This window comes from Actinomadura sp. ATCC 39365 (genome assembly GCF_054392275.1).
Genome location: NZ_CP184335.1, coordinates 9771702 through 9795068 on the forward strand (window position 1 = coordinate 9771702; position 23367 = coordinate 9795068).

At 73.7% G+C, this 23367-nt stretch carries 21 protein-coding genes and 1 pseudogene; 6 read left to right on the forward strand and 16 right to left on the reverse strand.

All coding sequences use genetic code 11. The features are described 5' to 3' along the window. Positions 1 to 37 precede the first annotated feature (37 nt). From ACNF49_RS46740 to ACNF49_RS46750, 3 genes are all read left to right on the forward strand, one after another. Entirely contained in the window at positions 38 to 751 is a 714-nt protein-coding gene (locus ACNF49_RS46740; RefSeq protein ID WP_482941746.1) for an IclR family transcriptional regulator, read from the forward strand. A 30-nt stretch (positions 752 to 781) separates the two neighbouring features. Then, on the forward strand, positions 782 to 994 hold the full coding sequence (locus ACNF49_RS46745) for a DUF2277 domain-containing protein (RefSeq protein ID WP_352322770.1): 213 nt from the start codon (positions 782 to 784) through the stop codon (positions 992 to 994). A gap of 62 nt (positions 995 to 1056) precedes the next feature. Next, positions 1057 to 2970, forward strand: a complete 1914-nt coding sequence (locus ACNF49_RS46750; RefSeq protein WP_482941747.1) for a hypothetical protein — start codon at positions 1057 to 1059, stop codon at positions 2968 to 2970. A gap of 9 nt (positions 2971 to 2979) precedes the next feature. Here ACNF49_RS46750 and ACNF49_RS46755 read toward each other — a convergent pair whose 3' ends face one another. Beyond that, on the reverse strand, positions 2980 to 3390 hold the full coding sequence (locus ACNF49_RS46755; RefSeq protein WP_482941748.1) for a hypothetical protein: 411 nt from the start codon (positions 3388 to 3390) through the stop codon (positions 2980 to 2982). 93 nt (positions 3391 to 3483) lie between these two features. Here ACNF49_RS46755 and ACNF49_RS46760 point away from each other — a divergent pair, with 93 nt between their 5' ends. Together ACNF49_RS46760 and ACNF49_RS46765 are read left to right on the forward strand one after the other, a co-directional pair. Beyond that, the gene (locus ACNF49_RS46760) at positions 3484 to 4161 is read left to right on the forward strand and encodes a response regulator transcription factor (protein ID WP_482941749.1); all 678 of its coding nucleotides are present in this window, start codon (positions 3484 to 3486) and stop codon (positions 4159 to 4161) included. Beyond that, positions 4158 to 5417: a sensor histidine kinase gene (locus ACNF49_RS46765; RefSeq protein WP_357985193.1), complete on the forward strand. Its 1260-nt coding sequence runs from the start codon at positions 4158 to 4160 to the stop codon at positions 5415 to 5417. Before ACNF49_RS46760 ends, ACNF49_RS46765 begins: the two co-directional genes overlap by 4 nt. Here the strand turns inward: ACNF49_RS46765 and ACNF49_RS46770 are convergent. The 12 genes and pseudogenes from ACNF49_RS46770 to ACNF49_RS46825 all read right to left on the reverse strand — a co-directional run bounded on the left by ACNF49_RS46770 (position 5404) and on the right by ACNF49_RS46825 (position 19953). Further along, positions 5404 to 6075, reverse strand: coding sequence for an HNH endonuclease family protein (locus ACNF49_RS46770; RefSeq protein WP_357985190.1), 672 nt, complete (start codon positions 6073 to 6075; stop codon positions 5404 to 5406). The genes ACNF49_RS46765 and ACNF49_RS46770 overlap by 14 nt on opposite strands. A 60-nt stretch (positions 6076 to 6135) precedes the next feature. After that, on the reverse strand, positions 6136 to 9237 hold the full coding sequence (locus tag ACNF49_RS46775) for a 2Fe-2S iron-sulfur cluster-binding protein (protein ID WP_482941750.1): 3102 nt from the start codon (positions 9235 to 9237) through the stop codon (positions 6136 to 6138). Beyond that, positions 9234 to 9482: a sarcosine oxidase subunit delta gene (locus ACNF49_RS46780; RefSeq protein ID WP_357985184.1), complete on the reverse strand. Its 249-nt coding sequence runs from the start codon at positions 9480 to 9482 to the stop codon at positions 9234 to 9236. Before ACNF49_RS46780 ends, ACNF49_RS46775 begins: the two co-directional genes overlap by 4 nt. Further along, positions 9482 to 10684, reverse strand: coding sequence for a sarcosine oxidase subunit beta family protein (locus ACNF49_RS46785; RefSeq protein WP_482941751.1), 1203 nt, complete (start codon positions 10682 to 10684; stop codon positions 9482 to 9484). Before ACNF49_RS46785 ends, ACNF49_RS46780 begins: the two co-directional genes overlap by 1 nt. Then, positions 10681 to 13074 carry a GcvT family protein gene (locus ACNF49_RS46790; protein WP_482945678.1) on the reverse strand — a complete coding sequence of 798 codons (2394 nt, stop codon included), beginning with the start codon at positions 13072 to 13074 and terminating at the stop codon, positions 10681 to 10683. Before ACNF49_RS46790 ends, ACNF49_RS46785 begins: the two co-directional genes overlap by 4 nt. An 82-nt stretch (positions 13075 to 13156) precedes the next feature. Further along, the gene (locus tag ACNF49_RS46795; protein ID WP_357985176.1) at positions 13157 to 13780 is read right to left on the reverse strand and encodes a GNAT family N-acetyltransferase; all 624 of its coding nucleotides are present in this window, start codon (positions 13778 to 13780) and stop codon (positions 13157 to 13159) included. Positions 13781 to 13806: 26 nt separating this feature from the next. Beyond that, positions 13807 to 14565: an SDR family NAD(P)-dependent oxidoreductase gene (locus ACNF49_RS46800; protein ID WP_482941752.1), complete on the reverse strand. Its 759-nt coding sequence runs from the start codon at positions 14563 to 14565 to the stop codon at positions 13807 to 13809. A 1-nt stretch (position 14566) separates the two neighbouring features. Then, a complete protein-coding gene (locus ACNF49_RS46805; RefSeq protein WP_482941753.1) occupies positions 14567 to 16846 on the reverse strand; it encodes a tetratricopeptide repeat protein in 2280 nt (759 codons plus the stop codon). A 19-nt stretch (positions 16847 to 16865) separates the two neighbouring features. Then, the gene (locus ACNF49_RS46810) at positions 16866 to 17621 is read right to left on the reverse strand and encodes an SCO6745 family protein (RefSeq protein WP_482941754.1); all 756 of its coding nucleotides are present in this window, start codon (positions 17619 to 17621) and stop codon (positions 16866 to 16868) included. A 52-nt stretch (positions 17622 to 17673) separates the two neighbouring features. After that, positions 17674 to 18486 carry a diaminopimelate epimerase gene (dapF, locus tag ACNF49_RS46815; protein WP_482941755.1) on the reverse strand — a complete coding sequence of 271 codons (813 nt, stop codon included), beginning with the start codon at positions 18484 to 18486 and terminating at the stop codon, positions 17674 to 17676. A 9-nt stretch (positions 18487 to 18495) separates the two neighbouring features. After that, positions 18496 to 19400, reverse strand: a pseudogene (miaA, locus tag ACNF49_RS46820) (tRNA (adenosine(37)-N6)-dimethylallyltransferase MiaA). Positions 19401 to 19440: 40 nt separating this feature from the next. Beyond that, positions 19441 to 19953 (reverse strand): methylated-DNA--[protein]-cysteine S-methyltransferase, encoded by a 513-nt coding sequence (locus tag ACNF49_RS46825; RefSeq protein ID WP_357985158.1) that lies wholly within the window; start codon positions 19951 to 19953, stop codon positions 19441 to 19443. On the opposite strand from ACNF49_RS46825, the gene ACNF49_RS46830 reads away from it, so the two are divergent. Next, positions 19952 to 20857, forward strand: a complete 906-nt coding sequence (locus tag ACNF49_RS46830; protein WP_357985155.1) for a ribonuclease Z — start codon at positions 19952 to 19954, stop codon at positions 20855 to 20857. The two genes, ACNF49_RS46825 and ACNF49_RS46830, sit on opposite strands and share 2 nt — an antisense overlap. A gap of 22 nt (positions 20858 to 20879) precedes the next feature. Here ACNF49_RS46830 and ACNF49_RS46835 read toward each other — a convergent pair whose 3' ends face one another. The 3 genes from ACNF49_RS46835 to ACNF49_RS46845 all read right to left on the reverse strand — a co-directional run bounded on the left by ACNF49_RS46835 (position 20880) and on the right by ACNF49_RS46845 (position 23087). Further along, positions 20880 to 21599, reverse strand: a complete 720-nt coding sequence (locus ACNF49_RS46835; protein WP_357985152.1) for a class III extradiol ring-cleavage dioxygenase family protein — start codon at positions 21597 to 21599, stop codon at positions 20880 to 20882. 129 nt (positions 21600 to 21728) lie between these two features. Further along, entirely contained in the window at positions 21729 to 22475 is a 747-nt protein-coding gene (locus ACNF49_RS46840; RefSeq protein WP_482941756.1) for an isocitrate lyase/PEP mutase family protein, read from the reverse strand. 81 nt (positions 22476 to 22556) lie between these two features. Next, positions 22557 to 23087, reverse strand: coding sequence for a hypothetical protein (locus ACNF49_RS46845; protein ID WP_482941757.1), 531 nt, complete (start codon positions 23085 to 23087; stop codon positions 22557 to 22559). Positions 23088 to 23367: the final 280 nt, after the last annotated feature.

The window sequence follows — 23367 nt, forward strand, 5'->3', positions numbered from 1 at the left end:
GCCTGCCGAACGGCTCCGGCGGCTATTCTGTTGCGCTGTGAGCAACAGCACGACGGTTCAGTCCGTCGACCGGGCCATCGCGATCCTGGAGATCCTGGCCCGCGAGGGCGCCACCCGGGTGACGGACCTCGCGGTCGAGCTCGACGTGCACAAGTCCACCGCGTTCCGGCTGCTGGCCGCCCTGGAGCAGGGCGGGCTGGTGGAGCAGAGCGGCGACCGGGGGCGCTACCGGCTGGGATTCGGCGTCGTACGGCTGGCCGGCGCGGCCACGGCCCAGCTCGACCTGTCCAGGGAGGGCCGCGAGGTGTGCCTGCGGCTGGCCGAGGCGGTCGGCGAGACCGTCAACATCGCGGTCCCCCAGGACGGCGACACGGTCAACATCAGCCAGGTGCGCGGCCCGGCGGCGATCAGCGGCCACAACTGGGTCGGCCAGCGCACCCCGTCGCACGCCACCTCCAGCGGCAAGGTGCTGCTCGCCTTCGGCGCCCTGCGCCTGGCCGGCGAGCTGGAGCGCTACACCCCCCGCACCGTCACCTCCCCGGCCGGCCTGGGCCTGGAGGAGATCAGGCGGCGCGGCTGGGCGGCCACGGTGGAGGAGCTTGAGGTCGGGCTGAACGCGGTGGCGGCGCCGATCAGGGGGCCGACGGCTCGGTGGTGGCCGCGGTCAGCGCGTCCGGGCCGTCGTACCGGCTCACGCCCGAGCGGCTGCCCGAGGTCGGCGAGCTGCTGGCCGCGGGCGCGAGGGAGATAAGCCAGCGCATCGGCTATTACCGTTGAGAGCATGTGCAGAAGCATCAAGACCCTGCGGCCGCCGTACGCCGAGAGCGTGACCGAGGACGACGTGCGGGCCGCCGCGCTCCAGTACGTCAGGAAGATCTCCGGCTTCCGCGCCCCGGCCGCCCACAACGCCGAGGCGTTCGATCGGGCCGTGGAGGCGATCACCAGGGCGTCCGAGGAGTTGCTGGGGGCGCTGGAAGTTCGCGGAGGTCGTTGACACGTCCGCGCCGCCGGAGAATTCTCCCTGGCATATGACCCAGTCATCCCCGGGGAGCGGCCATGATCAGCGGGTTGTACGAGGGGCAGGACGGTGACTCCCGGCTCGCGCTCCGGGTCGACGTCGACGGGCCGAGGCCCACCGGCAGGGTCAGCGGCGACCTGTTCACCGTGGCGGGCTCCACGACCTCCTACGCCGGCTCGTTCGTCGTCGGCGCCCCGGCCGTGCGGGCCGAGGGTGACGGCACGCGCGTCGAGGGGCGGGGCGCGTTCACCTTCGACACCCCCGACCGGCACGTCACGGTCACGGTCACCGGCCGGGACGGCACGGCGACGCTGGCCGGGCACGACTTCCGGCTGGCCCACTCCTCCCCGTACTTCCGCAGCGTGCTGCTGGAGCAGGACTCGGTGGCCGGGACCGTGCCGTTCGTGTCGTACGGCACGGGCTCGCTGCCCGCGCCGACCGGCTGCCCGGCCAGGACGCTGAGCGTCGCCGCCGCCTACGCCGAGGCCGGCGTGGAGCTGACCCTCGCCCCGCCCGGCGTGATCCCGGTGGACGGCGCCGGCGCCGACCTGGCCTGGGACGACGCCGAGCTGCACCACGCGATGACCCAGCACTTCAGCGCATATGCGGACGGGCCGGCCTGGCGGGTGTGGCTGCTGGTGGCGAGCAGGCACGTGAGCGGCTACCGGGGCATCATGTTCGACTACGAAGGCGCCTCCCAGCGGCAGGGCTCGGCCGTCTTCCACGACGAGATCAAGGGCACGACGCCGCAGGCCCAGCGGGCGCAGCTGCGGACGTACATGCACGAGCTCGGGCACGCGTTCAACCTGCTGCACTCCTGGCAGAAGGACCTGGCCGTGCCGCCGCAGCCGCTCGGTCCCGAGGGCGGCTTCGGCGAGCTGTCGTGGATGAACTACGTGCAGAACTACCGTCCGGGGGGCGAGCCGGGCTACTGGGCGGCCTTCCCGTTCCAGTTCACCGACGCGGAGCTGATCCACCTCCGCCACGGCTTCTACCGGGACGTGGCCATGGGCGCGAACGCCTTCGGCACCGGGGCCGCCGAGGCGACCCCGTTCGAGCAGCCGGTCGAGGGCGACCCGGGGCTGCGGCTGGAGCTGCGGGCCAAGGAGTCGTTCGGGCTGGGCGAGCCGGTCGTGGTGGAGCTCAAGCTCGCCGTCACGGGCGGGCCCCGCGCCACACACGGCCACCTGCATCCCGACACCGAGTTCACCCAGGTCTCGATCACCCGGCCGGACGGCGGGACCGTCCTGTACCGGCCGATGATGCACCACTGCGTGGACGCCTCCCCGCAGATCCGCCTGGACGACCGCAACCCGGCCGTGTACCGCAGCGCCTACGTCGGCCACGGCCGCGACGGCCACTATTTCCAGCGGCCCGGCGAGTACCGGGTCCGCGCCCGGTACGTCGCCGCCGACGGCTCCCGCGTCCTGTCCCCGCCGTGCGTGATCCGGGTGCGCCCGCCCGCCGGCCGGGACGACCACGCGGTGGCCGAGCTGATGCTGGGCGAGCAGCAGGGCAAGCTGTTCTCGCTGCTCGGCTCGGACTCGCCCGCCCTGCGCGCCGGCAACCAGGCGCTCGACGAGCTGCTCGACCGGTACGGCGGCCACCCGCTCGCCGTCTACGCCCGGCTGGTCAAGGGACTCAACGCCGAACGCGGGTTCAAGGCGCTGACCGCGGGCAAACGGCTGCGCGTCCGGCCGCCCGACCCCGAGCAGGGCATCGAGCACCTGTCCCGGGTCGTCCGGCAGGACGGCATCGACAACATCACCCTCAACCTGGTGCTGCGCCGCCTGGCTCGGGCCGAGGCCCGGCGGGGCGATCTGGCGCGGGCGGGCGCCGTCCTGGACCGGATGGTGGGGCTGTTCGCGTCGAAGGGCGTCAACCCGATCGTCCTGGGACAGATCAGGCGGCAGGCCGACGTCATGAGATCGGTCATCGCCACCGGACTCTGAAGAGGCGGGTCAGCGGGTGGCGGGGCCTTCGGGGGTGCAGAAGATCTTGAGTTCGACCTCTTCGCCGTCCTCCGGCTCGAACTCGACCTTCGCCTCGCGGGCCGGGCCGGGCTGGACGCCGTCCACCGAGTAGCCCTGGGCGGGGCTCCAGGAGCGCAGGGTGACCAGGCCGCCGGAGCAGGAGGCGATCACCGTGCCGGCCGGGGTGCGCATGAGCCGGTCCTGGGCGCGGGCGGACGTCCGCGGCATGGGCGTGGCGGCGCGCGCGGTGGCGGTGGAGAGCGCGGCGCGCACCTCCGGCCCGCTGAGCACCCGGCTGGACGTGCCGGTCACCCCGGTTCCGAGCAGGCCGAGCACGGCCACGGCCGCCCCGGTCGCGGCGGCCGCGGTGACGGCCCAGGCCAGCACGAGACGCTTCACGCTCTCACCCTCCCCCACGTACGGCCAAGCGCAGGTTAAGGCGACGCTAACGATGCTCGGTGCATCGCCACGGACCGTCTACGGTTTGGGTATATGGCTGACATCCTGCTCATCGAGGACGACGTGACCATCCGGACGTCGTTGAGCCGGGGCCTGCGCGATCTCGGCCACGCGGTCTCCTCCTCCCCGACCGCGCTGGAGGGGTTGCGGCTGGCGGTGCAGGACCGTCCCGACCTGATCGTGCTCGACCTGGGCCTGCCCGACCTTAACGGCGTCGAGCTGCTGCGCATGTTGCGGGCGGTGAGCCGGGTGCCGGTGATCGTGGCGACCGCCCGCGACGGCGACGCCGAGATGGTGCCCGTCCTGGACGCGGGGGCCGACGACTACGTGGTCAAGCCGTACAGCGCCCGGCAGCTCGACGCCCGGGTGCGGGCGGTGCTGCGGCGCGCGGGCGAGGCGGCGCCGGAGCCGCTGGCCGTGGGCGGGCTGCGGGTCGACCCCCGGGCGCGCACGGCCACGCTCGACGGCGTGTCCCTCGACCTCACGCCGCGCGAGTTCGACGTGCTGCACTTCCTCGCGGCCCGGCCCGGCGAGGTGGTCACCAAGCGCGAGCTGCTGACGGAGGTGTGGCGGCTCCCGTACGGCGGCGCCGACAAGACCGTGGACGTGCACCTGTCGTGGCTGCGCAGGAAGCTCGGCGAGACCGCGGCCGAGCCCCGCTACCTGCACACCGTCAGGGGCGTCGGCGTCAAGCTGGTCGGGCCCTCGTGAGGCGCTGGCTGGCGCTGTTGGTGGCAGCGACGACGTCGCTCGTGCTGATCGCGCTGCTGGTGCCGATGGCGCTGCTGATCGGCACGGTGGCCGAGAACGGCGCGATGAGCCGGGCCACCGCCGCCGCCGAGTCCGTCGCGGTCGCGGTCGGCACGCCCGACCTGCCGCTGGCCGTCGAGCAGGTGCCGCGGCGGGTGACGGTGTTCCTGCCCGGCGGGGGCACGATGGGCGCGCCCGCCGGGCGCTCCGACGCCGTGCGGCTGGCCGCGACGGGCCGCAGCGTGACCGCCGTCGCCCCCGGCGGCCGGGAGGTGCTGGTCTCGGCGCAGTCGCCCGACGGCACGGCCGTGATCAGGGTGTTCGTGCCGGACGACGAGCTGACGCACGGCGTGCGGGCGGCCTGGCTGGCGCTGCTCGTGCTCGGGCTGGGGCTCGTGGTGCTCGGCATCGTGCTGGCCGACCGGCTGGCGCTGGCCGTGACCAGGCCCGTGGTCGGGCTGGCCCGCGTGTCGCACCGGCTGGCCGGCGGCGACCTGAGCGCGCGGGCCGAGCCGGGCGGGCCGCCGGAGGTGCGGTCGGTGGCGCTGGCGCTCAACCATCTGGCCGGGCGCATCGGCGACCTGCTGGCCGCCGAGCGCGAGTCGGTCGCCGACCTGTCCCACCGGCTGCGCACGCCGCTGACCGGCCTGCGGCTGGAGGCCGAGTCGCTGCGCGACCCGGAGGAGGCCGCCCGGGTCCAGGCCAGGGTGGACGCGCTGGAGCGGGCGGTCAGCGCGGTCATCACCGAGGCGCGGCGGCGCTCGGCCGGGCGCGGCTCGTGCGACGCGGCGGAGGTGGTGCGCGAGCGGGTGCGGTTCTGGTCGGTGCTGGCCGAGGACCAGGGGCGGCCGGTGTCGGTGTCGCTGCCCGACGCGCCCGCGCCGGTCGCCGTCGGCGGCAAGGAGCTGGCCGCGTGCGTGGACGCGCTGCTCGGCAACGTGTTCGCGCACACCCCGGAAGGGGCCGCCATGGCCGTACGGTTGTCGTCCCGGCCGGCCGGGGCCCTGCTGGTCGTCGAGGACTCGGGGCCGGGGTTCGACCCGGGGTCGCTGGAGCGGGGGATCAGCGGGGGCGGCTCGACCGGCCTGGGGCTGGACATCGCGCGGCGCACCGCCGAGTCGTGCGGCGGCACGCTCGCCGTCTCGGCGCCCGAGGGCGGCGGGGCCCGCGTGGAGCTGACGCTGACCGCCCCCGACGGGCCTCTCAGCAGTCCTTGAGTATGCCTGCCATCGCGCTCTTCTCGCCGTCGGTGATCCAGACGTCGTACTTGCTCTTCACGTCGATCTGGCGGGCGATGTAGGCGCACCGGTACGCCTTGCGCGGCGGCAGCCAGGTGGCCGCGTCGGAGTCGCTCTTCTGGTTGTTCAGCGGGCCGTCCACCGCCATCAGGTTCAGCGGGTCGTTGGCGAACTCCTTGCGCTTGGTGGGCGACCACTGCTGCGCGCCCTTCTGCCAGGCGTCCGACAGCGGCACCAGGTGGTCGATCTGGACGGCCGTGCTGGTGTCCTGGCCGCGCTTGAACTTGATGGTCTTGCCGCTGTAGGGGTCGTCCAGCGTGCCGGTGAGCACGATGCAGTCGTGGGTGCCCGACTTGAACGTCTCGTCCTTCAGGTCGCGCTTGAGGATGTCGTTGCGGGTGTCGCAGCCGTTGTGGTCGACGTCGGCCCAGGCGGGGCCGAACTTGTCGCGGTCGAAGCCGGTGCGCGGGGCTCGGCCCTTGACCTTGAGCTTGTCCAGCTTCTTGCGGGCGTCCGAGACCGACGCGGAGTCCGGTTTGGCCGGGTCGGGGCCGCCGCCCGACTGCGCCTCCAGGCCGCCGCAGCCGGCCAACATCGACACCATGGCCAGACCGGCCGTGAACGCCCGTACGCGCACGAGATCCCCCAGACTTCGGTTTTCGTAAAGTCTAGGTATAGCAAGTACCCCTAAATGGTCTTATAACGCCAAAAGGGCGTCCAAGAGCCACTCTGCCAGGTACGCGGTGAACGACGACCTGACGTGGATCCGGTACTCGCCGGGCGCCCGCCGTTCCAGGATCACCGAGGCCCGGCCCAGCAGCGTCTGCGCGGACCCGGGGAACACGTCGGGATGCAGGTCCACGGGACAGCCGGTGATCAGGACGTCGTCCGCCGCCGGCCCGGACAGCTCCAGGATCGTCCGCTGCCCCGAGACGTCCACCCAGCCGGGGCCCGGCTCGGCGTCCCCGGTCACCAGCCACCACGACGGGCCGAGCCGCAGGCCCACGCCGGGATCGGCGCCCCTGACCTCCCACATCGGCTCGAACGGCAGCTCGCGCAGCCGCACGGACGGCCCGCTCGCCGCCGCGAACCGCCCGGCGAACGCCGCCGCCGGGCTCTCCCGCGCCGGAACGCCCCCGAGGGCCGCGGGCACGTCCTCCTCCAGGGGGTCGCCGTCGCGGCGGGTGTTGCCCGGGTCGTACAGGACCGGCTCGACGACCGTCACGCCGGTGGCCGCCGCCCCCGACACCGCCGTGAGCCGGTCCCCGGGCACGACGTCCCTGACCATGGCCAGCCCGAACGTCCGGCCGAGCGCCGCACTGGCGTAACCGGACGTCACGTGCCCCAGCATCGGCGCGCCCGGCCCGCCCCTGACGAGCTGGGCGCCCTCCTCGATCGGCGCCGCGGGGTCGTCGGCGAGCAGGCCGACCAGGCGTTTGCGGCCGTCGCGGGCGGTGTCGGGGCGGGCGTGCGAGCGTTTGCCCACGAAGTCGGGCTTGCGCGGGGAGACGATCCACGACATGCCGAGGTCCCGCGGCGTGACCGTGCCGTCGGTCTCCTGGCCGACGATGGCGAACCCCTTCTCGGCCCGCAGCACGTGCATCGCCTCGGTCCCGTACGGCACCGCGCCCAGCTCCAGCACGGCCTCCCACAACGCCCTGCCGTACGGCCAGGGCACGTTGACCTCGTAGGCCAGCTCGCCGGAGAAGCTGATCCGGAACACCCGGCCGGGCACGCCGAGCACGTCCGTCTCGGCGTACCGCATGAAGGGCAGGCCGAGCGCGCCGGGCGCGACGGCGGCCATCACCCGCCGCGCCTTGGGACCGGCCACGGCGACCGTCGCCCAGTGGTCGGTCACCGAGGTGAAGGAGACGTCGAGCTCCGGCCACTCGGTCTGCCGCCACTCCTCCAGCCAGTCGAGCACCGCGGCGGCGTTGCCGGTGGTCGTGGTCATGAGGTAGTGGTCGTCGGCGAGCCTGGTCGTGGTGCCGTCGTCGAACACCATGCCGTCGGCCCGGCACATGAGCCCGTAGCGGCAGGCGCCGACGGCGAGCGTGGAGTACGTGTTGGTGTAGATCCGGTCCAGGAACGCGCCCGCGTCCGCGCCCCGGATGTCGATCTTGCCCAGGGTGGAGGCGTCCATGGCGGCGACGGAGGTGCGGGCGGCCACGCACTCGCGCGCCACGGCGGCCTCCATCGTCTCGCCGTCCAGCGGGAAGTAGCGGGGGCGTTTCCACTGGCCGACGTCCTCGAACACCGCGCCCACCGCGACGTGCGAAGCGTGCATGGCGGTGGTCCTGACCGGGTCGGAGAGCGCGCCCCGGTCGCGCCCGGCCAGCGTCGCGAACGACACCGGCGTGTACGGCGGCCGGAACGTGGTCGTGCCCACCTGCCCCGGCGCGGTCCCGAGCAGGGCCGACATCACGCCCACGACGACCGCGCCCGACGTCTTGCCCTGGTCGGCGCCGGTGCCCGCGGTGGTGTAGCGCTTGACGTGCTCGACCGAGCGCATGCCGGTCCCGGTCGCCCTGGCCAGGTCGGCCACGGTCACGTCCCGGTGCAGATCGGCGAAGGCGGGCTCGTCGCCGTCCCCCTCGACCAGCCACAACGCGGCGGGCGGCCGCGGCGGCCGTTCGTCGCAGTCGGGCACGCGGAGTTCGCGGGCGGCCGAACCGGCGGCCTCCCGGCCGGCGGCGTGGCCGTCGGCGATGGCCTCGCGGGTGCCGTACCGGCCGCGGCAGGCGCCGGCGGAGCATTCGGCCTGGGCCGAGGCGTCCGGCACGAACGCCTGCACGTCCTCGTCGAAGCGCACCCGTCCCTGCGACTGGCTGAACAGGTGCACGGCGGGGTTCCAGCCGCCCGCCACGGCCAGCAGGTCGGCCTCGATGTGCCGCTCCCCCACCCGCACGCCGGTCAGCACGCCGTCCGCGCCGGCCGTGGTGCCGGTGATCACCTGCCCGGCCAGGGCGCCGGGGGTGAGTCCTTCGGGGCGCGGATCGACGATCGCGGCGATCTCCACGCCGGCCGCGCGCAGGTCCGCGGCGGCCTCGTAGCCGGAGTCGGCGCAGGCGAGGACGACCGCCCGGCGGCCGGGGAGCACGCCGTACCGGTTGGCGTAGGCGCGGGCGGCGGAGGCCAGCATGACGCCGGGCCGGTCGTTGCCGGGGAAGGCGAGCGAGCGCTCGTGGGCGCCGGTCGCCAGGACCACCCGGCGGGCCCTGATGTGCCACAGCCGCTCGCCGCGGGCCCGCCGCTCCACGGCCACCACGTAGTTGTGGTCGTGGTAGCCGACGGCCGTGGTCCTGGTGAGCACCCGCACGCCGGACAGGTCGAGCGAGTCCACCCAGTCGAGCGCGGGCGCGCCGTCGAGCAGCACCCGGCTGTTCAGCAGGTCGCCGCCCAGGCGGGGCTGGTCGTCGAGCAGGATCACCCGTGCCGCGCGCGCCGCGGCGGCCGCCGCGAGCCCGGCCGGGCCGCCGCCGACCACCAGCACGTCGCAGTGCAGGTACCCCTTGTCGCAACGCCGGTCGTCGGCCGCGTCGAGGTCCACCCGGCCCTTGCCGCGCAGGCTCCACGCCTCCAGCCCGTCGTACAGCTCCACGGTCGTGGCCGCCAGCATCGGGTCGGCGCCCACGCGGACCAGGGCGTTCGGCTCCTCGGGGCCGGCCGAGAAGACCCCGCGCGGGCGGCCGGACTCGACGCCCCGGCCCACCACCCGCACCCCGTTGCGCAGCAGCGCGGCCGCCAGCGTGTCGCCCGGCTCCCCCTGGAGGGGGCGGCCGTCGAAGGTGAACCTCATGGCGCCTTCCTGATCTCGTGCGTGACCGTGTGCCGTTCGACGGTGAACCAGGTCCGGCAGCCGTGCGTGTGGAACCAGCGTTCGCGGAACCAGCCCTTGGGGTTGTCGCGCAGGAAGACGTAGGCGGCCCACTCCTGGTCGGACAGCTCGCCGGGGGCCTGCGGGTAGGCGATCCCGGCCTGGCCGCCGTAGTGGAACTCGTTCTCGTCGCGGGGGCCGCAGTGGGGGCAGTCGAGGAGCAGCATCAGTGGGCCACCGCCGCCGCGCCGTGCTCGTCGACGAGCGCGCCCGTGCTGAACCGCTCCAGCGCGAACGGCTCGGCGAGCGGGTGCGGCCGGCCGTTGGCGATCGTGTCGGCGTACACCCAGCCGGAGCCGGGGGTCGCCTTGAAGCCGCCGGTGCCCCACCCTGCGTTGACGTAGAGGCCGTCCACGGGGGTGGCGCCGATGATCGGGGAGGCGTCCGGTGAGACGTCGACGATCCCGGCCCACGTCCGCAGCACGCGGACCCGGCTGAACAGCGGGAACAGCTCCAGGGCCGCCGCCATCTGCGCCTCGATCACATGGGGCCCGCCGCGTTGCCCGTAGGAGTTGTACGCGTCGATGCCCGCCCCCATCACCAGTTCGCCCTTGTGCGCCTGGCTGACGTACACGTGGACGGCGTTGGACATGACGACGCAGTCGAGCACCGGCTCCAGCAGCTCCGACACCAGCGCCTGGAGCGGGTGCGACTGCAGCGGCAGCCGGATCCCGGCCCGCTCGGCCAGGACCGAGGTGTGCCCGGCCGAGGCGAGCGCGACCGTGCCCGCCGCGATGGGCCCGCGCGAGGTGCGCACGCCGGTGACCCGGTTCCCGGTGATCTCGAACCCGGTCACCTCGCAGCCCTGGATCAGGTCGACGCCGTACGCGTCGGCCTTGCGGGCCAGCGCCCAGGCGACGTGGTCGTGCTTGGCGATGCCGCCGCGCCGCTGCAACGTGGCCCCCAGGACGGGGTAGCGGGCCCCGCCGGAGACGTTGACGATCGGGCAGAACTTCCTGACCTCGTCGGCGTCCAGCCATTCGGCGTCCACGCCGTTGAGCCGGTTGGCGTTGACCCGCCGCCTGCCCTCGCGCACGTCACCCAGGTTGTGCGCCAGGTTGAGCACGCCGCGCTGACTGAACTGCAGGTCGTAGTCCAGTTCCGCGCTCAGGCCCTCCCACAGCTTCAGCGAGTGCTCGTAGAGGGCAGCGCTCTCGTCCCACAGGTAGTTGGAGCGGATGATGGTGGTGTTGCGGGCCATGTTGCCGCCGGCCAGCCAGCCCTTCTCCAGGACGGCGACGTTCGTCAGGCCGTGGTTCTGGGCCAGGTAGTAGGCGGTGGCCAGGCCGTGCCCGCCGCCGCCCACGACGACCACGTCGTAGGAGGGCCGCGGATCGGGGTTGCGCCAGAGGAAGCCGGGGTGGGTCAACGTCTGATCTTCTCCATCCGGGGGTCGAACAGCGGCTCGGCGGCGACCTCCGCGGGCACGCGGCGGCCGAGGTAGGAGATGTCCACCCGCGTCCCCGGTCCGGCCAGCTCGGCCGGCAGCCAGGCGTAGGCGATCGCACGGCCGATGGTGTGCCCGTACGCGGCGCTGGTGACGTACCCGGCGACGCGGCCGGCGTGCCGGACGGGTTCCTTGCCCATGACCACCTCGGCGCTGAGCAGCGGCACGAGCCTGCGCGACGGCTCGGCGCGGAGCGCGTCGCGGCCGTAGAAGTCCTTGTCCTCCTTGACCGCGAACCCCAGCCCGGCCTCGTACGGGTCGTGCTCGGTGGTCATGTCCACGCCCCAGAGCCGGTACCCCTTCTCCAGCCGGAGACTGTTGAACGCGGCCCGCCCGCCCGCGATCGGCATCCCGGTGGCCCGCAGCGTGTCCCACAGCTTGAGCCCCATGTCGGCGCCGGTGTAGAGTTCCCAGCCCAGCTCGCCCACGTAGGAGACGCGCATCGCGAGCACCGGGACCTGCCCGACGTACCCCGACCGGCAGGTGAAGTAGCGGAAGCCGTCGTTGGACAGGTCCATGTCCGTGAGCCCCTGCACCAGCTCCCTGGCCTGCGGCCCCCACACGCCGACGCAGCAGGTGCCGGGCGTGATGTCCCTGATGTGCACCCCGCGGGGGGCGTGTCGGGTCAGCCAGTCGAGGTCGAGGTTGCCGTTCGCGCCGAGCTGGAACCTGTCCTCCGCCAGCCGCGCCGCCGTCACGTCGGAGCGGATGCCGCCGCCGGCGTCCAGCAGCAGGGTGTAGGTGACCGTGCCGGGTTTCTTGTCCACGTTGTTGGTGGTCATGTGCTGGAGGAAGGCCGCCGCTCCCGGACCGCTGACCTCGATGCGCTTGAGCGAGGTCATGTCGTAGAGCGCGACCCGCTCGCGGGTGGCCCACGCCTCGGCGGCGGCGACGGGCGACCAGTAGCGGCCGGCCCAGGCGTCCCGCCGGTCGGCGCCGATCCGCGGCTCCTCGATGCCGGCGAGCAGCGGCGCGTTCGCGTCGAACCAGTGCGGCCGCTCCCATCCGGCCGACTCCAGGAAGTACGCGCCCAGCTCCACCTGGCGGGGGTGGAACGGACTGGTCCGCATCGGCCGCGGCGACTCCATGGGCTGCAACGGGTGGATGACGTCGTAGACCTCGACGAAGTTCTGCCTGCCGCGCTCCTCGACGTAGGCGGGCGACAGTTGCGCCTGCTCGAACCTGGCCAGCTCGCACTCGTGCAGGTCCACCTGCGACCGGCCGGTCACCAGCAGCTCGGCGACCGCCCTGGCCACCCCGGCCGAGTGCGTCACCCAGACGGCCTCGGCCAGCCAGAACCCGTCCAGGTGCGGCGCCTCGCCGATCAGCGGGAAGCCGTCGGCGGTGAAGGAGAAGACGCCGTTGATGCCGTCCTCGTACTTGGACCCGGCCAGGGCGGGCAGCAGCTCGGCGGCGTCGCGCCAGGCGGGTTCGAAGTCCTCCTCGGTGAACGACTGGACCGAGGGCATCGTGGTGCCCTTGGGGCCGATCTCGTGCTGGGCGACCGGCATGGGGCGATGGGCGTAGGAGCCGATGCCGATGCGGTCGCCGTGCTGCCGGGCGTACAGGTCGCGGTCCTGGTGGCGCAGGATGGGGCCCTCGGGCTGCGGGGGCAGGGGGCCGGACTTCGCGTACTGGTGGGCCAGCGGCAGCAGCGGCACGGTCAGCCCGGCCATCTCCCCGATCGACGGGCCCCAGAATCCGGCCGCGCACACGACCACGTCGGCCGGGATCGTCCGGTACTCCCCCGCGACCAGGCAGGACACGCCGGTGACCCGGCCGCCCCGCTGCTCGACGCCGGTCACGGTGTGCCCGCCGAGGAAGCGCGCCCCGCGTTCCGTGGCCCGCGCCGCCTGCGTCTCGCCGCAGGCCACGGCGGCGGCCAGGCCGTCGCTCGGCACGTGGAGGCCGCCCAGCACCCGGTCGCGGTCCAGCATCGGCCACAGCTCGGCGCACTCCGCGGCCTCCAGCAGGCGGCCCTCGACGCCCCACGACTGCGCCCAGCCGAGCTTGCGGTGCAGGTCGGTCCAGCGCTCGGGGGTGGTGGCCACCTCCAGCCCGCCGACCTGCCGGAAGCAGTGCGCGCCGAGCGCGGTGTACTTGCGCACGGTGTAGGCGGCGAACTCGGTCATGGTCTTGGACGGGTTCGTCTGGAAGACCAGGCCGGGAGCGTGCGAGCTGGAGCCGCCCGCGGCGAAGAGCGGGCCCTGCTCCACCACGGTGACGTCGCTCCAGCCGCGTTCGGTGAGCTCGTCGGCCACCGCGCAACCCACGATCCCGGCTCCGATGATCACCACGCGCGGCCGACCCATCACGCCTCCGGTTGTTCCTTAATACGCAACACGCACCGGACTACGCAACGAACATAAGGCCCTGGCTCCCCACGGACAAGAGCTAGCCGAGTGGCGAGGTGTCCCGTCCCAGGTACGTCACCGGCCCGGCGTCGGCCACGGCCAGCTCCGCGAACCCGAGCCGGTCGTAGAAGGCCCGCGCGGGCGTGTTCGTGCTGACCATCCCCAGATGCAGCCGCGGCACCCCGGCGGCGCGCAGGCCGTCGACGAAGGCGCTCATGAGCCGGCGTCCCCAGCCCTTGCCCTGCCAGTCGGGCAGCAGGTCGATGTGCAGGTGGGCGGGGTGATCGGCCAGCTCGGGCACCAGCATGCGCTCGGGCCGGTGGTGCAGGGCGAGCATCAGGTCGTCCGCGGTGACCGGCGGGTCGGCGGGAAGGGGGCAGCGGGCCGCGGACGCCGGGATCCACTCCTCGCGGTAGCGGCGGACGAACGCCGCCGTGTCCGCGGTGCCCACGACGTAGCCGACGGCCCGGCCCGTGCCGTCGTCCACGACGTGGGCGTGCTCGGGCTCCAGGGTGACGTAGGGGACGGCGAAGATGTCGCCCATGAGCAGGTCGGAGGCGTACTGGCCGCGGGCGTCGCCACCGGCGTCGGCCGTGCGCACGCAGATGTCGTAGACGGCGGCCAGATCGGCCGGACGGTAGGAACGTACGTAGGGGGCGCTCATTCCCGACAACGTACTGGAAGGACCGTCTAGGTGATCAGGATGCCGCCGTCCACGGGCAGCGTGACACCGGTGACGTACGACGAGGCGTCGGAGGCCAGGAAGACCGCCGCCGCCACCAGCTCGGCCGGGTCGCCGGCCCGTTTCATCGGCACCCGCAGGTCCAGCATGCGTTCCAGGTAGCCGGGCGGATACTGCTCGGTCATCTCCGAGGCGAAGAACCCCGGCTCCAGGCAGTTGACCCGGATGCCGCGCCGGGCCGTCCACTGCTGGGCCAGGTCGCGGGTGAGCCCGGCCACGGCCGCCTTCGACGCGCTGTAGGCGGCCTGCGGCAGCCCGGCGGTGGTCGCGCCGAGGATGCTGCCGATGTTCACGATCGACGAGCCCGGCCGCATCACCCGCGCGCACGCCTGCGCCATCCAGTACGTGCCGTGCAGGTTGATCTCCACCACCCGGCGGAACTCCTCGGGCCGCTCGCGCAGCGCGGGCACGGCGGTGCCGACCCCCGCGTTGTTGATCAGCACGTCGACCGCCCCGAACTCGGCCACGGCCGCGGCGACCAGCGCGTCGCAGTCCTCCGGCACCGCCACGTCGGTCTGGACCGGAAGGCAGCGACGCCCGGTCTCCTCGACCAGGCGCCCGGTCTCGGCCAGCCGGTCCGCGCGCCGGGCGCCGATCACGACGTCGGCGCCCGCCTCGGCCAGCCCGCGGGCGAAGGCCACGCCCAGCCCCGACGACGCGCCCGTGACGATGGCGACCTTGCCGTCGAGGCTGAAGCGCTCCAGCACGTCAGAGCCCGTATTCCTTGACGATGCGCTCGTGCCGCTCGACCTCGACGTCGATCTCGCGGGCCAGGTCGAGCCAGGCCAGCGGGTGCACCCAGCGCTCGGTGGCGTCGTCGAGCAGGGCGTCGACCTCGGCGGCCGACACGTCCGGCGGCACCGCGACCCAGCCGAACACGCCCGGCAGTGACTCGCCGCTGGTCGGGTGGGTGACGGCGTAGTTCTCGTCGCTGTAGACCCACATCGGCCAGCCGCGCTCGGCCATGACCTCGGTGAACTCCGCCCAGTCCTCCTCGCTCGGCGCGGCGCCGTCGAAGAAGTAGCTGGTGTAACCGCCGGGACGCAGGATGCGCACGGCCGCGAACGGCGGCACGAAGTTCTGCTGCTCCTGCGGGTCTTCCGGGACGGGCTCCAGCAGCTGCGGGTCGAACACGACCAGGTCGCCCGCGTTGTAGTCCATGCCGCGCGGCTGCGGCAGCGCCAGCCGGGCGGTGGCCGGGCCGGTGCGGATGGACAACACCTGGCGCTGGCCGCCGTCGGGCGCCGGGAGGATGAGCCGGATCAGGCCCATCTCCTCCTCGATCGGGCCCTGCTTGGACTTGATCGGCATGCCGATCTTGGCCGCGCCCTTGCGCACGGTGTCCCAGTCTTCCGCCGAGGTGGCCATGACGACCATGCGCCAGGTGTCCTCGTCGGTCAGCTCGTCGATCACCTCGGCCAGCACGCCGGCCGCCCTGTCGTTGTGGTCGAGCTGCTGGGCGGCGCCGGACAGCAGGCGCCTGGCCTCGATGCCGGCCCCGGCCGCGACCGCGTGCTCGGCTGCGTCGAGGGTCTCCGGCCAGCGCTCGCGGGCGCTGTGCAGCCTGGCCAGCGCGAGGTACTGGGCGGCGTGCGGCAGCAGCGCGGCCATCTGCTCGAGGCGCTCGTCCTGGCGGGCCTCGATGAGCAGGGTGGTCAGGTAGGCCACGTCGTCGGGGTCGGCGGAGGCGATGTCGCCGGAGTCGACCAGCAGCTTCCAGTAGATGTCGGCGCCCGCCGCGGGGAAGCCGAGGAAGCCGAGCGTGGTGGTGTGGCGGCGGGTGGCCTCCAGGTCCTCGCCGGACAGCGGCGCGAGCCAGCCCACCCACTTCTCGGGGTCGGCGTTGAAGCCGTCGGCGGCGTCGAACAGGCCGACCCGCTCCGGCAGGGGCCCGGGGGCCGCGGGCTCGGCGGCGGCGTCGGCGGCGGCCCGCAGCGCGGCGACGCGCTCGGTCAGGTCGCCGGTCTCGCCGCGCAGCTCCGCCGCGCCGGACTCGGCCAGGTCGGCCAGCAGGCGGGCCTGCCACACGCCGCTCCTGGCGACGGCCAGGTCGCCCGCGACCAGCGCGAGCTCGACGCGGGCGCGGTAGCCGCCCATCATGCCGAAGTAGTCGATCCACTGGCGCAGCACCCGGCCGAGCTGCCAGGTGTTGGTGATCTGGGAGGACCCGGCCAGCTTGGCGACCGCACGCGACCACTCGACGAAGACACGCGGGTGCTCGCCGACCACGTCGAGGTCGGGCAGCGCGTCGACGGCCTCGGCCGTGCGGCCGAGCTCGGCCAGGATGAGCGCGCGGCGCACACCCTCGCGATGGGCCTTGGCGGGCGGGTCGTCGGGGGCGAGGTCGGCGGCGGCCTGCAGGGCGGCCAGCGCGTCGTCGGCCCGGCCGGCGGCCAGCAGGGCGCGGGCGCCCTCGGCGCCGAGCTCCCAGCTCGCCCCGCGACCGGCCGTGCGCAGCCGCTCGACCGCGGACTCGGCGTAGGCGACGGCCTCGCCGGCCTTGCCCGCGTCGACGAGCGCCGCGACGTACTGGGTGACCAGGCCGCTGAAGGCGGGCCGCTCCGGGCTCATGCCCTCCAGGAAGGCGCCCACCGTCTCCAGGCGGTCGCCGGCGTAGCCGGGGCCGTCGGTGTTGGCCCACACGATGGCCATCGCCTCGACGGCGGCCGGGGTGGCCGGGCACTCGCGCACGTCTTCGCGCTGGGCGAACGTGAGCAGCTGCCGTGCGTCGTCGATGGCCACCGCGCCCTGGGCCCGGTCGCCGATGCGGCCCACGAGGTGCCAGTAGCGGGCGTAGAACTCCAGCCAGGGCAGCTCCAGCGTCTCGGCCTGCTGGGCGATGGCCGGGGCCATCACGTCGAGCTGCGGATACCGGCCCTCGTAGGCCTGTGCGGGAAGGTCTCCCAGCGCCATGGCGAGGCCAACGTTGCCCGCCTCGGAAAGCTGCTGCTGGGTTTCGCCGACCCAGGCCCAGATGTCCACGTCCATGGGCAGTCAGTCTGCCAGGTCAACGAGCGTCCCCAAAACGCAGAAGCTCGATCAGCTCGTCCGATTCGCTGTCGCGCAGGACCGAGAAGACCGGGGCCATCAGGTCGTCGGTGGTCTCCTCGACCTGGGCCCGCCGCGCCACGACCTCGGGGCCGGGGGTGGCGTAGGGCTCGGGCCAGGTGAAGAACCTGGCGATCGTCACGCCGTCGGCGTAGCCGAAGGGGGTGGTGTCGTGGACGGCGGCGAGCGTGGCCTCCAGAGGATGCAGACCGGCCGCGAGCACGGCGTTGGCGTGCAGGCCCCCGCGCAGCTCGCGCAGGACGTGCATGAGCTGGACGGCACGCGCGGGCGCGTCGTCCGGCAGCGGCACCGCCCGCCAGCCGGCGAACAGCGGCGCGCCCACCGGCGAGGCCTGCGCGACGACCGGTTCGAGCAGCTCGGCGATCCGGGCGCAGCCGTCGTGGCCGCCGAACTTGCGCCGCCCCCACTGCCTGCACGCCTCGGTGTAGAGCTCGACGGCCTGCTCGACGGGCATCTTCCTGCCGCCGTTCCAGCTCTCCTGGACGTGGGCGGCCGGGAAGAAGACCGCCACCGAGGTGACCACGTCGGCATGGCACTCGCCGAGCACCCCGCAGCGCCCGCGGAAGTACAGCTCGCGCGGGCCGAGCCCGTGCTCCTCGCAGACGGCCTTGGCCTCGCGGGAGACCATGAAGCCGCCGCCGTACTGGCCGATCGGCGCCTTGACCTGGACCGCCGTGGTACGCGGGTCCGCCATCCTCAACCCCTCCTCGGTTCGGAAAGTGGACCCAGCATCCCTCAGGAGAACATCATTCTGCAAGCATCAGCTCGCCGCTCGCCAGGATCACCGCCGGGCCGGACAGGTAGCTCGTGTCCTCGTCGAGGATGACGGTCAGCGAGCCGCCGGTGACCTCGACGGTCCAGGTGCCGGTGGTGTCGCCGGACATGTGCGCGGCGGCCACGGCGGTCGCCACGGCACCGGTGCCGCAGGACCGCGTCTCGCCCGAGCCGCGCTCGTAGACCCGCATCACCACGCGGCTGACGCCGACCGGGTTGAACAGCTCGATGTTGACGCCCGCCGGGAAGACCCCGGTGTCGAAGCCGGGCTGGTGGCTGAGGTCGAGCTGGACGACCGGGTCGCCGATCGCGCAGGCCAGGTGGGGGTTGCCCATGTCGACGTGGAGACCGGAGTACTCGTGGCCGCCGACGCCCGCCACGCTCTCCCCCAGCACGGCGGGCTTGCCCATGTCGACGGTGATGTCGCCGTTGGGCTCGACGCGGACCCGGCGCGGGCCGCCCCTGGTGGCCAGGCTGAACTCCGACCCCTCCACCAGCCCGGCGTCCACCAGGTAGCGGGCGAAGACGCGTACGCCGTTGCCGCACATCTCCGCGACGCTGCCGTCGGCGTTGCGATAGTCCATGAACCAGTCGGCCACCGCGGCCTGCTCGGCCACCTCGGCGTGCTGCTTGGTCCTGGCGACCCGGAGCACGCCGTCGGCGCCGATCCCGGCCCGCCGGTCACAGATCTTGGCCACGAGCGCGGCCGTCACTTCCACGCCGTCATCGGGATCGGGCAGGATGACGAAATCGTTCTCGGTGCCGTGCCCCTTGAGAAACCGCATTGCCTGAGTTTATGCCGCACCCGGGTCGGCGATGTGCGCGAGGGAGCGTTCGAGCAGATCTGGGGCGTCGTACGGGAGCCAGCGCACCCGCGGGTCGCGGCGGAACCACGACTCCTGGCGGCGGGCGAAGCGCCTGGTCGCCCTGACCGTCTCGGCGAACGCCTGCTCCTCGCTCCACTCCCCCTCCAGGAACCGGATGACCTGGGCGTAGCCGAGCGCGCGGCCCGCCGTGCGCCCCTCGGCCAGGCCCTGCCCGAGCAGCGCGCGGACCTCCTCGACCAGCCCAGCCGCCCACATGCGCTCGACCCGCAGCTCGATGCGCTCGTCGAGCTCGGGCCGCGGCACCTCCAGGCCGAGCTGCACGCTGGGATAGACGGCGTCGTAGGACGGCATGGTGGCCGAGAACGGCCGGCCGGAGTGCTCGATCACCTCCAGCGCGCGCACGATGCGGCGGCCGTTGCTCGGCAGGATCGCCTCGGCGGCGGCCGGGTCGAGCTCGCGCAGCCGCTCGTACAGGGGGCCGGGCCGCGCTCGGCCAGCTCCTCCTCCAGCCGGGCCCTGATCACCGGGTCGGTGCCGGGGAACTCCAGGTCGTCGAGGGCCGCGCGGACGTAGAGGCCGCTGCCGCCGACCAGCACCGGTACGTCGATCTTCGTGAACAGCTCCCTGGCCAGCCGCTGGTACTCGGCGACGCTGGCCGTGACCGTGACGTCCCAGATGTCCAGCAGATGGTGGGGGACGCCGCGCTGCTCGGCGAGGGTGAGCTTGGCCGTGCCGATGTCCATGCCGCGGTAGAGCTGCATGGAGTCGGCGTTGACACACTCGCCCCCGAGCCGGAGCGCGAGGTCGACGGCGAGATCGGACTTCCCGGCCGCCGTGGGGCCCACGACGGCGATGACTGGCTGCTGGCGCACACCGACCAGTGTGTCAACTGTCCGGGTGTGGACGGACCACCTACAGGTCGAGGAGCGTCGGCTGGAGGTATCCCTCGTGGGTCAGCAGCCAGCGCTTGGTCTCCACCCCCACGCCGCCGCTGAACCCGCCCAGCCCGTTGCCCGCGACCACCCGGTGGCAGGGCACGATGATGGGGATCGGGTTGGAGCCCATGATCGAGCCGATGCCGCGGGCGGGCACGCTCGACCCGGCGCGCCGGGCCAGCTCGCCGTAGGTGACGGCGGTGCCGTACGGGACGCGGTGCAGGGCCTGCAGCACCTGCAGCCGGGAGCCCGTCATCAGCCGCCAGTCCACGGGGGTGCTGAACGTGCGCAGCTCGCCGGCGAAATAAGCGTTCAGCTCGGCGACGGCGGAGGCCGTACGATCCGCATCATGAACCTCAGCCAGGCCGAGCCGGCCGGCCAGTCCGGCGGGCGATCCCCATCCCGAGGCGACCAGCCCCCGCTCGGTGACGGCCAGGACGAACGGGCCGACCGGCGTCGGCACCTCGGCGAACGCGACCGTGGTCATCATGTCCTCACGTGAACTCGTGGTGCTGGGCACCTCCAGCGCGGTGCCCACCCGACACCGTAACCACAACGGGTACCTTCTGCGCTGGGACGGGCAAGGCTACCTTTTCGACCCGGGCGAGGGCACGCAGCGGCAGATGCTGCATGCCGGGCTGAGCGCGAACGACGTCCACTGGCTCTGCGTGACCCACTTCCACGGCGACCACTGCCTGGGCGTGCCCGGGGTCGTGCAGCGCATCGCCCGCGACCGGGTGCGCCATCCGGTGCGCGCGGTCTTCCCCGCCGCCGGCGAGACCTACTGGCGCAGGCTGCGGCACGCGGCCGCGTTCGCCGACACGACGGTGATCGAGGAGCATCCGGTCTCCGGCGCGCTGGCCGGGGTGGGGCCCCTGATCGCCCGCCGCCTGTCCCACCCCGTCGAGTCGTACGGCTACCGCATCCAGGAGCCGCACGGCCGCCGCATGCTCCCCGACCGGCTGGCCCGCCACGGCATCCGCGGCCCGGAGGTCGGCGAGCTCCAGCGCAAGGGCTCGGTCCGGGGCGTCACGCTCGCCGAGTGCAGCGAGCCCAGGCCGGGGCAGAGCGCCGCGTTCGTCATGGACACCCGCCTGTGCGACGCCGTTTTCGAGCTGGCCTCCGGGGCCGACCTGCTGGTGATCGAGTCGACGTTCCTGTCCGCCGAGAGCGCGCTGGCCAAGGAGTACGGGCACCTGACGGCGTTCGAGGCGGGCGTGGTGGCGGCCGACGCGGGCGTGCGCAGGCTGGTGCTCACGCACTTCTCCGAGCGGTACGGGTTCGCCGAGGAGCCGTCGTTCGTGGAGGAGGTGCGGCGCAGCTTCGACGGCGAAGTGATCACGGCCCGCGACCTGATGCGCATCCCCGTCCCCCGCCGCCGACCCCTGGCTTGACGCGTCTCCCGGTGCCGCCTCGTCAGCTCCACACGCCTGTGAAGTAGCCGACGCCGTAGGGCGACGACTGCATGAGGAGCGTGCCCGTCAGGGGCGTCCCCTCGGCCGCGCCGGCCAGCACCTGGAGGGCCGCGCGGCCGGTCACCCAGAGCCGGTCGGCCTCGACGGGGTCGAGCGCGGCCAGCGCCGCCGCGTCGGCCCTGCCGACCGCCTCGGCGATCAGGTCGTTGTACGGCCCCGCCGCCTCGTCGTACCGGCCCGGGGCCCGCGGGGTCAGGCAGGCCGAGCCGTCGGCCATGACCAGCAGCGCGACTCGCCCGAGGGCGGCCAGCTCGGCACCGATCGCCCGGCACTCGGCCGGAGCCGCGTCAAAGGCAACCGCCTGCGCGGGAACCCCCTCGGCGTCGTGAGTGCGCGATCGAGTGGGGGGTCGTTCGGCGTCGGTGGTGGGCGGCCGGTTGGAGGGCTGGTCGGCGTCGTTCAGGAGGCGGCGGCCGACGGTCAGGGACAGCGGCAGCACGGGCGGGCCCTCGCCCACCGTGACCTCGAAGCCCCAGGGCCGCAGGCTGCCCGCCGCGGCGCCGTCGTAGGAGCGGGTCGTCTCCGCGCCGCCCACCACGACCAGCACGTCGGGACGGGCGGCCCGGAGCGCGGCGACCGCGGTACGACAGGCCGCGCGCAGCTCGGGCAGCCCGGTCACGATCAGCGGGGTTTGCGGGCAGACGGCCGCGGCGACAAGCACGAGCGCAAGCGTACGCGCCACCCGCCACCCCCCGACGGCCAGCCCGCCCAGGGCCCGCACCCCTCAACACCCCAACGCGTGCAGCGCCCCAAACCCTCAGGACCCCGGTGCGCGCGCTGAGTTCGGTGGTCAGGTTGTGTAGGGGTCGTGGCCTTGTCCGATGGCCGTGAGCAGGCGCTCGGTGTAGGCGTGGGCCGCCTGGTGGAGGCCGCCGCCGAAGCTGATCCTGGCCACCCCCAGCTCCGCCAGCCGCGCGTACGACGGCGCCTTCGGCCGGAACAGGATGTTCACCGGCCCGCCCACCTCGGCGACGAGGGCCGCGATCTCGTCCTCGTCCGCCAGCGTGATCGGGTACACGCAGTCGGCCCCCGCCTCCAGGTAGCGCCGGCCGCGCGACACGGCCGCCGCCCGGTCGCGCAGGCCCCGTACGTAGGTGTCGACCCGCGCGTTGATCACCAGGGCGTCGCCCGCGGCCGCCCGCATCCCGGCCAGGAAGTCCGCCTGCGCCCCGGCGTCGACCAGCTCGTCGGTACGCGGGTCGGAGTCCTCCACGTTGCAGCCCACCGCCCCCGCCTCGGCCAGCCGCTCGGCCAGTTCGCCGGGCGCGAGGCCGTAACCGCGTTCGACGTCGGCGGTCACGGGCACGTCCACGGCCCTGGCGATGCGGGCGACGGCGGCCATCATCTCGCCGACCGGCGTGCTCTCGCCGTCGGCGTACCCCAGCACGCGGGAGACGGCCGCGCTGCCGGTGGCCACCACCGGGAACCCGGCCTCCTGGACCGCGCGCGCCGAGGCGGCGTCCCAGACGTTGGGCAGGATCAGCGGGCTGCCGGGCACGTGCAGCCGGCGCAACGTGGCCGCTCTGTCAGTCGTCATGCCCGGCACCCTACGAGGACGGCCGGCTCTCCAGCAGGTCCATTACCGGCCGGAAAGGGCGAGCCACTTGGCGCGGTCCGCTCAGCAGCCGTTCTTGGCGCACTGGCCGGTCAGCTCCCCCGCGGGGCCGTCGGCGGGGTTGTCGCCATCCGGCTGCGGGGCCTTGGTGGACGGTGTGCCGGGCTTCTTGCCGGTGCCCGTCTGCGTCGTGCCGCCGGTGCCGTCGGAACCGGTCGATCCCTTGTCGGCGGGGTCGGAGCCGCCGCCCGTGTCCGTGACGGCGTCGCCCATGGCGGAGTCGTCGGAACCGTCGGTGGGCAGGCCGTCGTCGGGGGCGTCGGTGGTGGCGTCGCCCATCGTGGCCTCCTCGTCGGCCTCGAACACCTCGTCGCCGGCGCTCGTGGCCGGGGACGGGCGGCCGGAGCCCTGCTCCTGCTGGGTGCTCGGGCCGGGCTTGGCCGCCAGCAGGTAGCCGGCGCCGCCCGCGGCGAGCACGCCGACGAGGGCCGACGCGGCGATGATGGCGGTCTTCCTGCTCTTGCCGGGGGGCCTCGGGGACGGGCCCGGCCCAGAAAGGATCTCCTGACGATCCGTCTCGGTCGGATCATGCATGGTGGTGCAGCTCCCTGCGGTCGTATCGGGGAAAGCTCGCCGGCTTCCGCGGGTGATGGACCACACTAGCCGCATCAGCGGAATGCTCGCACACCAATCACAAAGGAATCACGACTTGTCCCCCCAAAGATCTGTTTGCCCAGGTGGCCGTCCCCGGTTGGGCGCCGCGGCCGGAGCGGCCGGGGTACTCGTCACGGCCGGCCTCGGGATTTTCCTGGCATTCACCAGTTCTCCGGAATCGCGCCCGCAAAGCCGTCGTGAATTCGATCAGGAAACACCG

Coding starts and splice junctions, on each gene's coding strand:
- ACNF49_RS46760 (WP_482941749.1), top strand. CDS start 3,484: ATGGCTGACATCCTGCTCATCGAGGACGACGTGACCATCCGGACGTCG.
- ACNF49_RS46840 (WP_482941756.1), bottom strand. CDS start 22,475: ATGACGACTGACAGAGCGGCCACGTTGCGCCGGCTGCACGTGCCCGGC.
- ACNF49_RS46810 (WP_482941754.1), bottom strand. CDS start 17,621: ATGGCGGACCCGCGTACCACGGCGGTCCAGGTCAAGGCGCCGATCGGC.
- ACNF49_RS46825 (WP_357985158.1), bottom strand. CDS start 19,953: ATGATGACCACGGTCGCGTTCGCCGAGGTGCCGACGCCGGTCGGCCCG.
- ACNF49_RS46795 (WP_357985176.1), bottom strand. CDS start 13,780: ATGAGCGCCCCCTACGTACGTTCCTACCGTCCGGCCGATCTGGCCGCC.
- ACNF49_RS46780 (WP_357985184.1), bottom strand. CDS start 9,482: ATGCTGCTCCTCGACTGCCCCCACTGCGGCCCCCGCGACGAGAACGAG.
- ACNF49_RS46750 (WP_482941747.1), top strand. CDS start 1,057: ATGATCAGCGGGTTGTACGAGGGGCAGGACGGTGACTCCCGGCTCGCG.
- ACNF49_RS46805 (WP_482941753.1), bottom strand. CDS start 16,846: ATGGACGTGGACATCTGGGCCTGGGTCGGCGAAACCCAGCAGCAGCTT.
- ACNF49_RS46775 (WP_482941750.1), bottom strand. CDS start 9,237: ATGAGGTTCACCTTCGACGGCCGCCCCCTCCAGGGGGAGCCGGGCGAC.
- ACNF49_RS46845 (WP_482941757.1), bottom strand. CDS start 23,087: ATGCATGATCCGACCGAGACGGATCGTCAGGAGATCCTTTCTGGGCCG.
- dapF (WP_482941755.1), bottom strand. CDS start 18,486: ATGCGGTTTCTCAAGGGGCACGGCACCGAGAACGATTTCGTCATCCTG.
- ACNF49_RS46790 (WP_482945678.1), bottom strand. CDS start 13,074: ATGGGTCGGCCGCGCGTGGTGATCATCGGAGCCGGGATCGTGGGTTGC.
- ACNF49_RS46830 (WP_357985155.1), top strand. CDS start 19,952: ATGTCCTCACGTGAACTCGTGGTGCTGGGCACCTCCAGCGCGGTGCCC.
- ACNF49_RS46745 (WP_352322770.1), top strand. CDS start 782: ATGTGCAGAAGCATCAAGACCCTGCGGCCGCCGTACGCCGAGAGCGTG.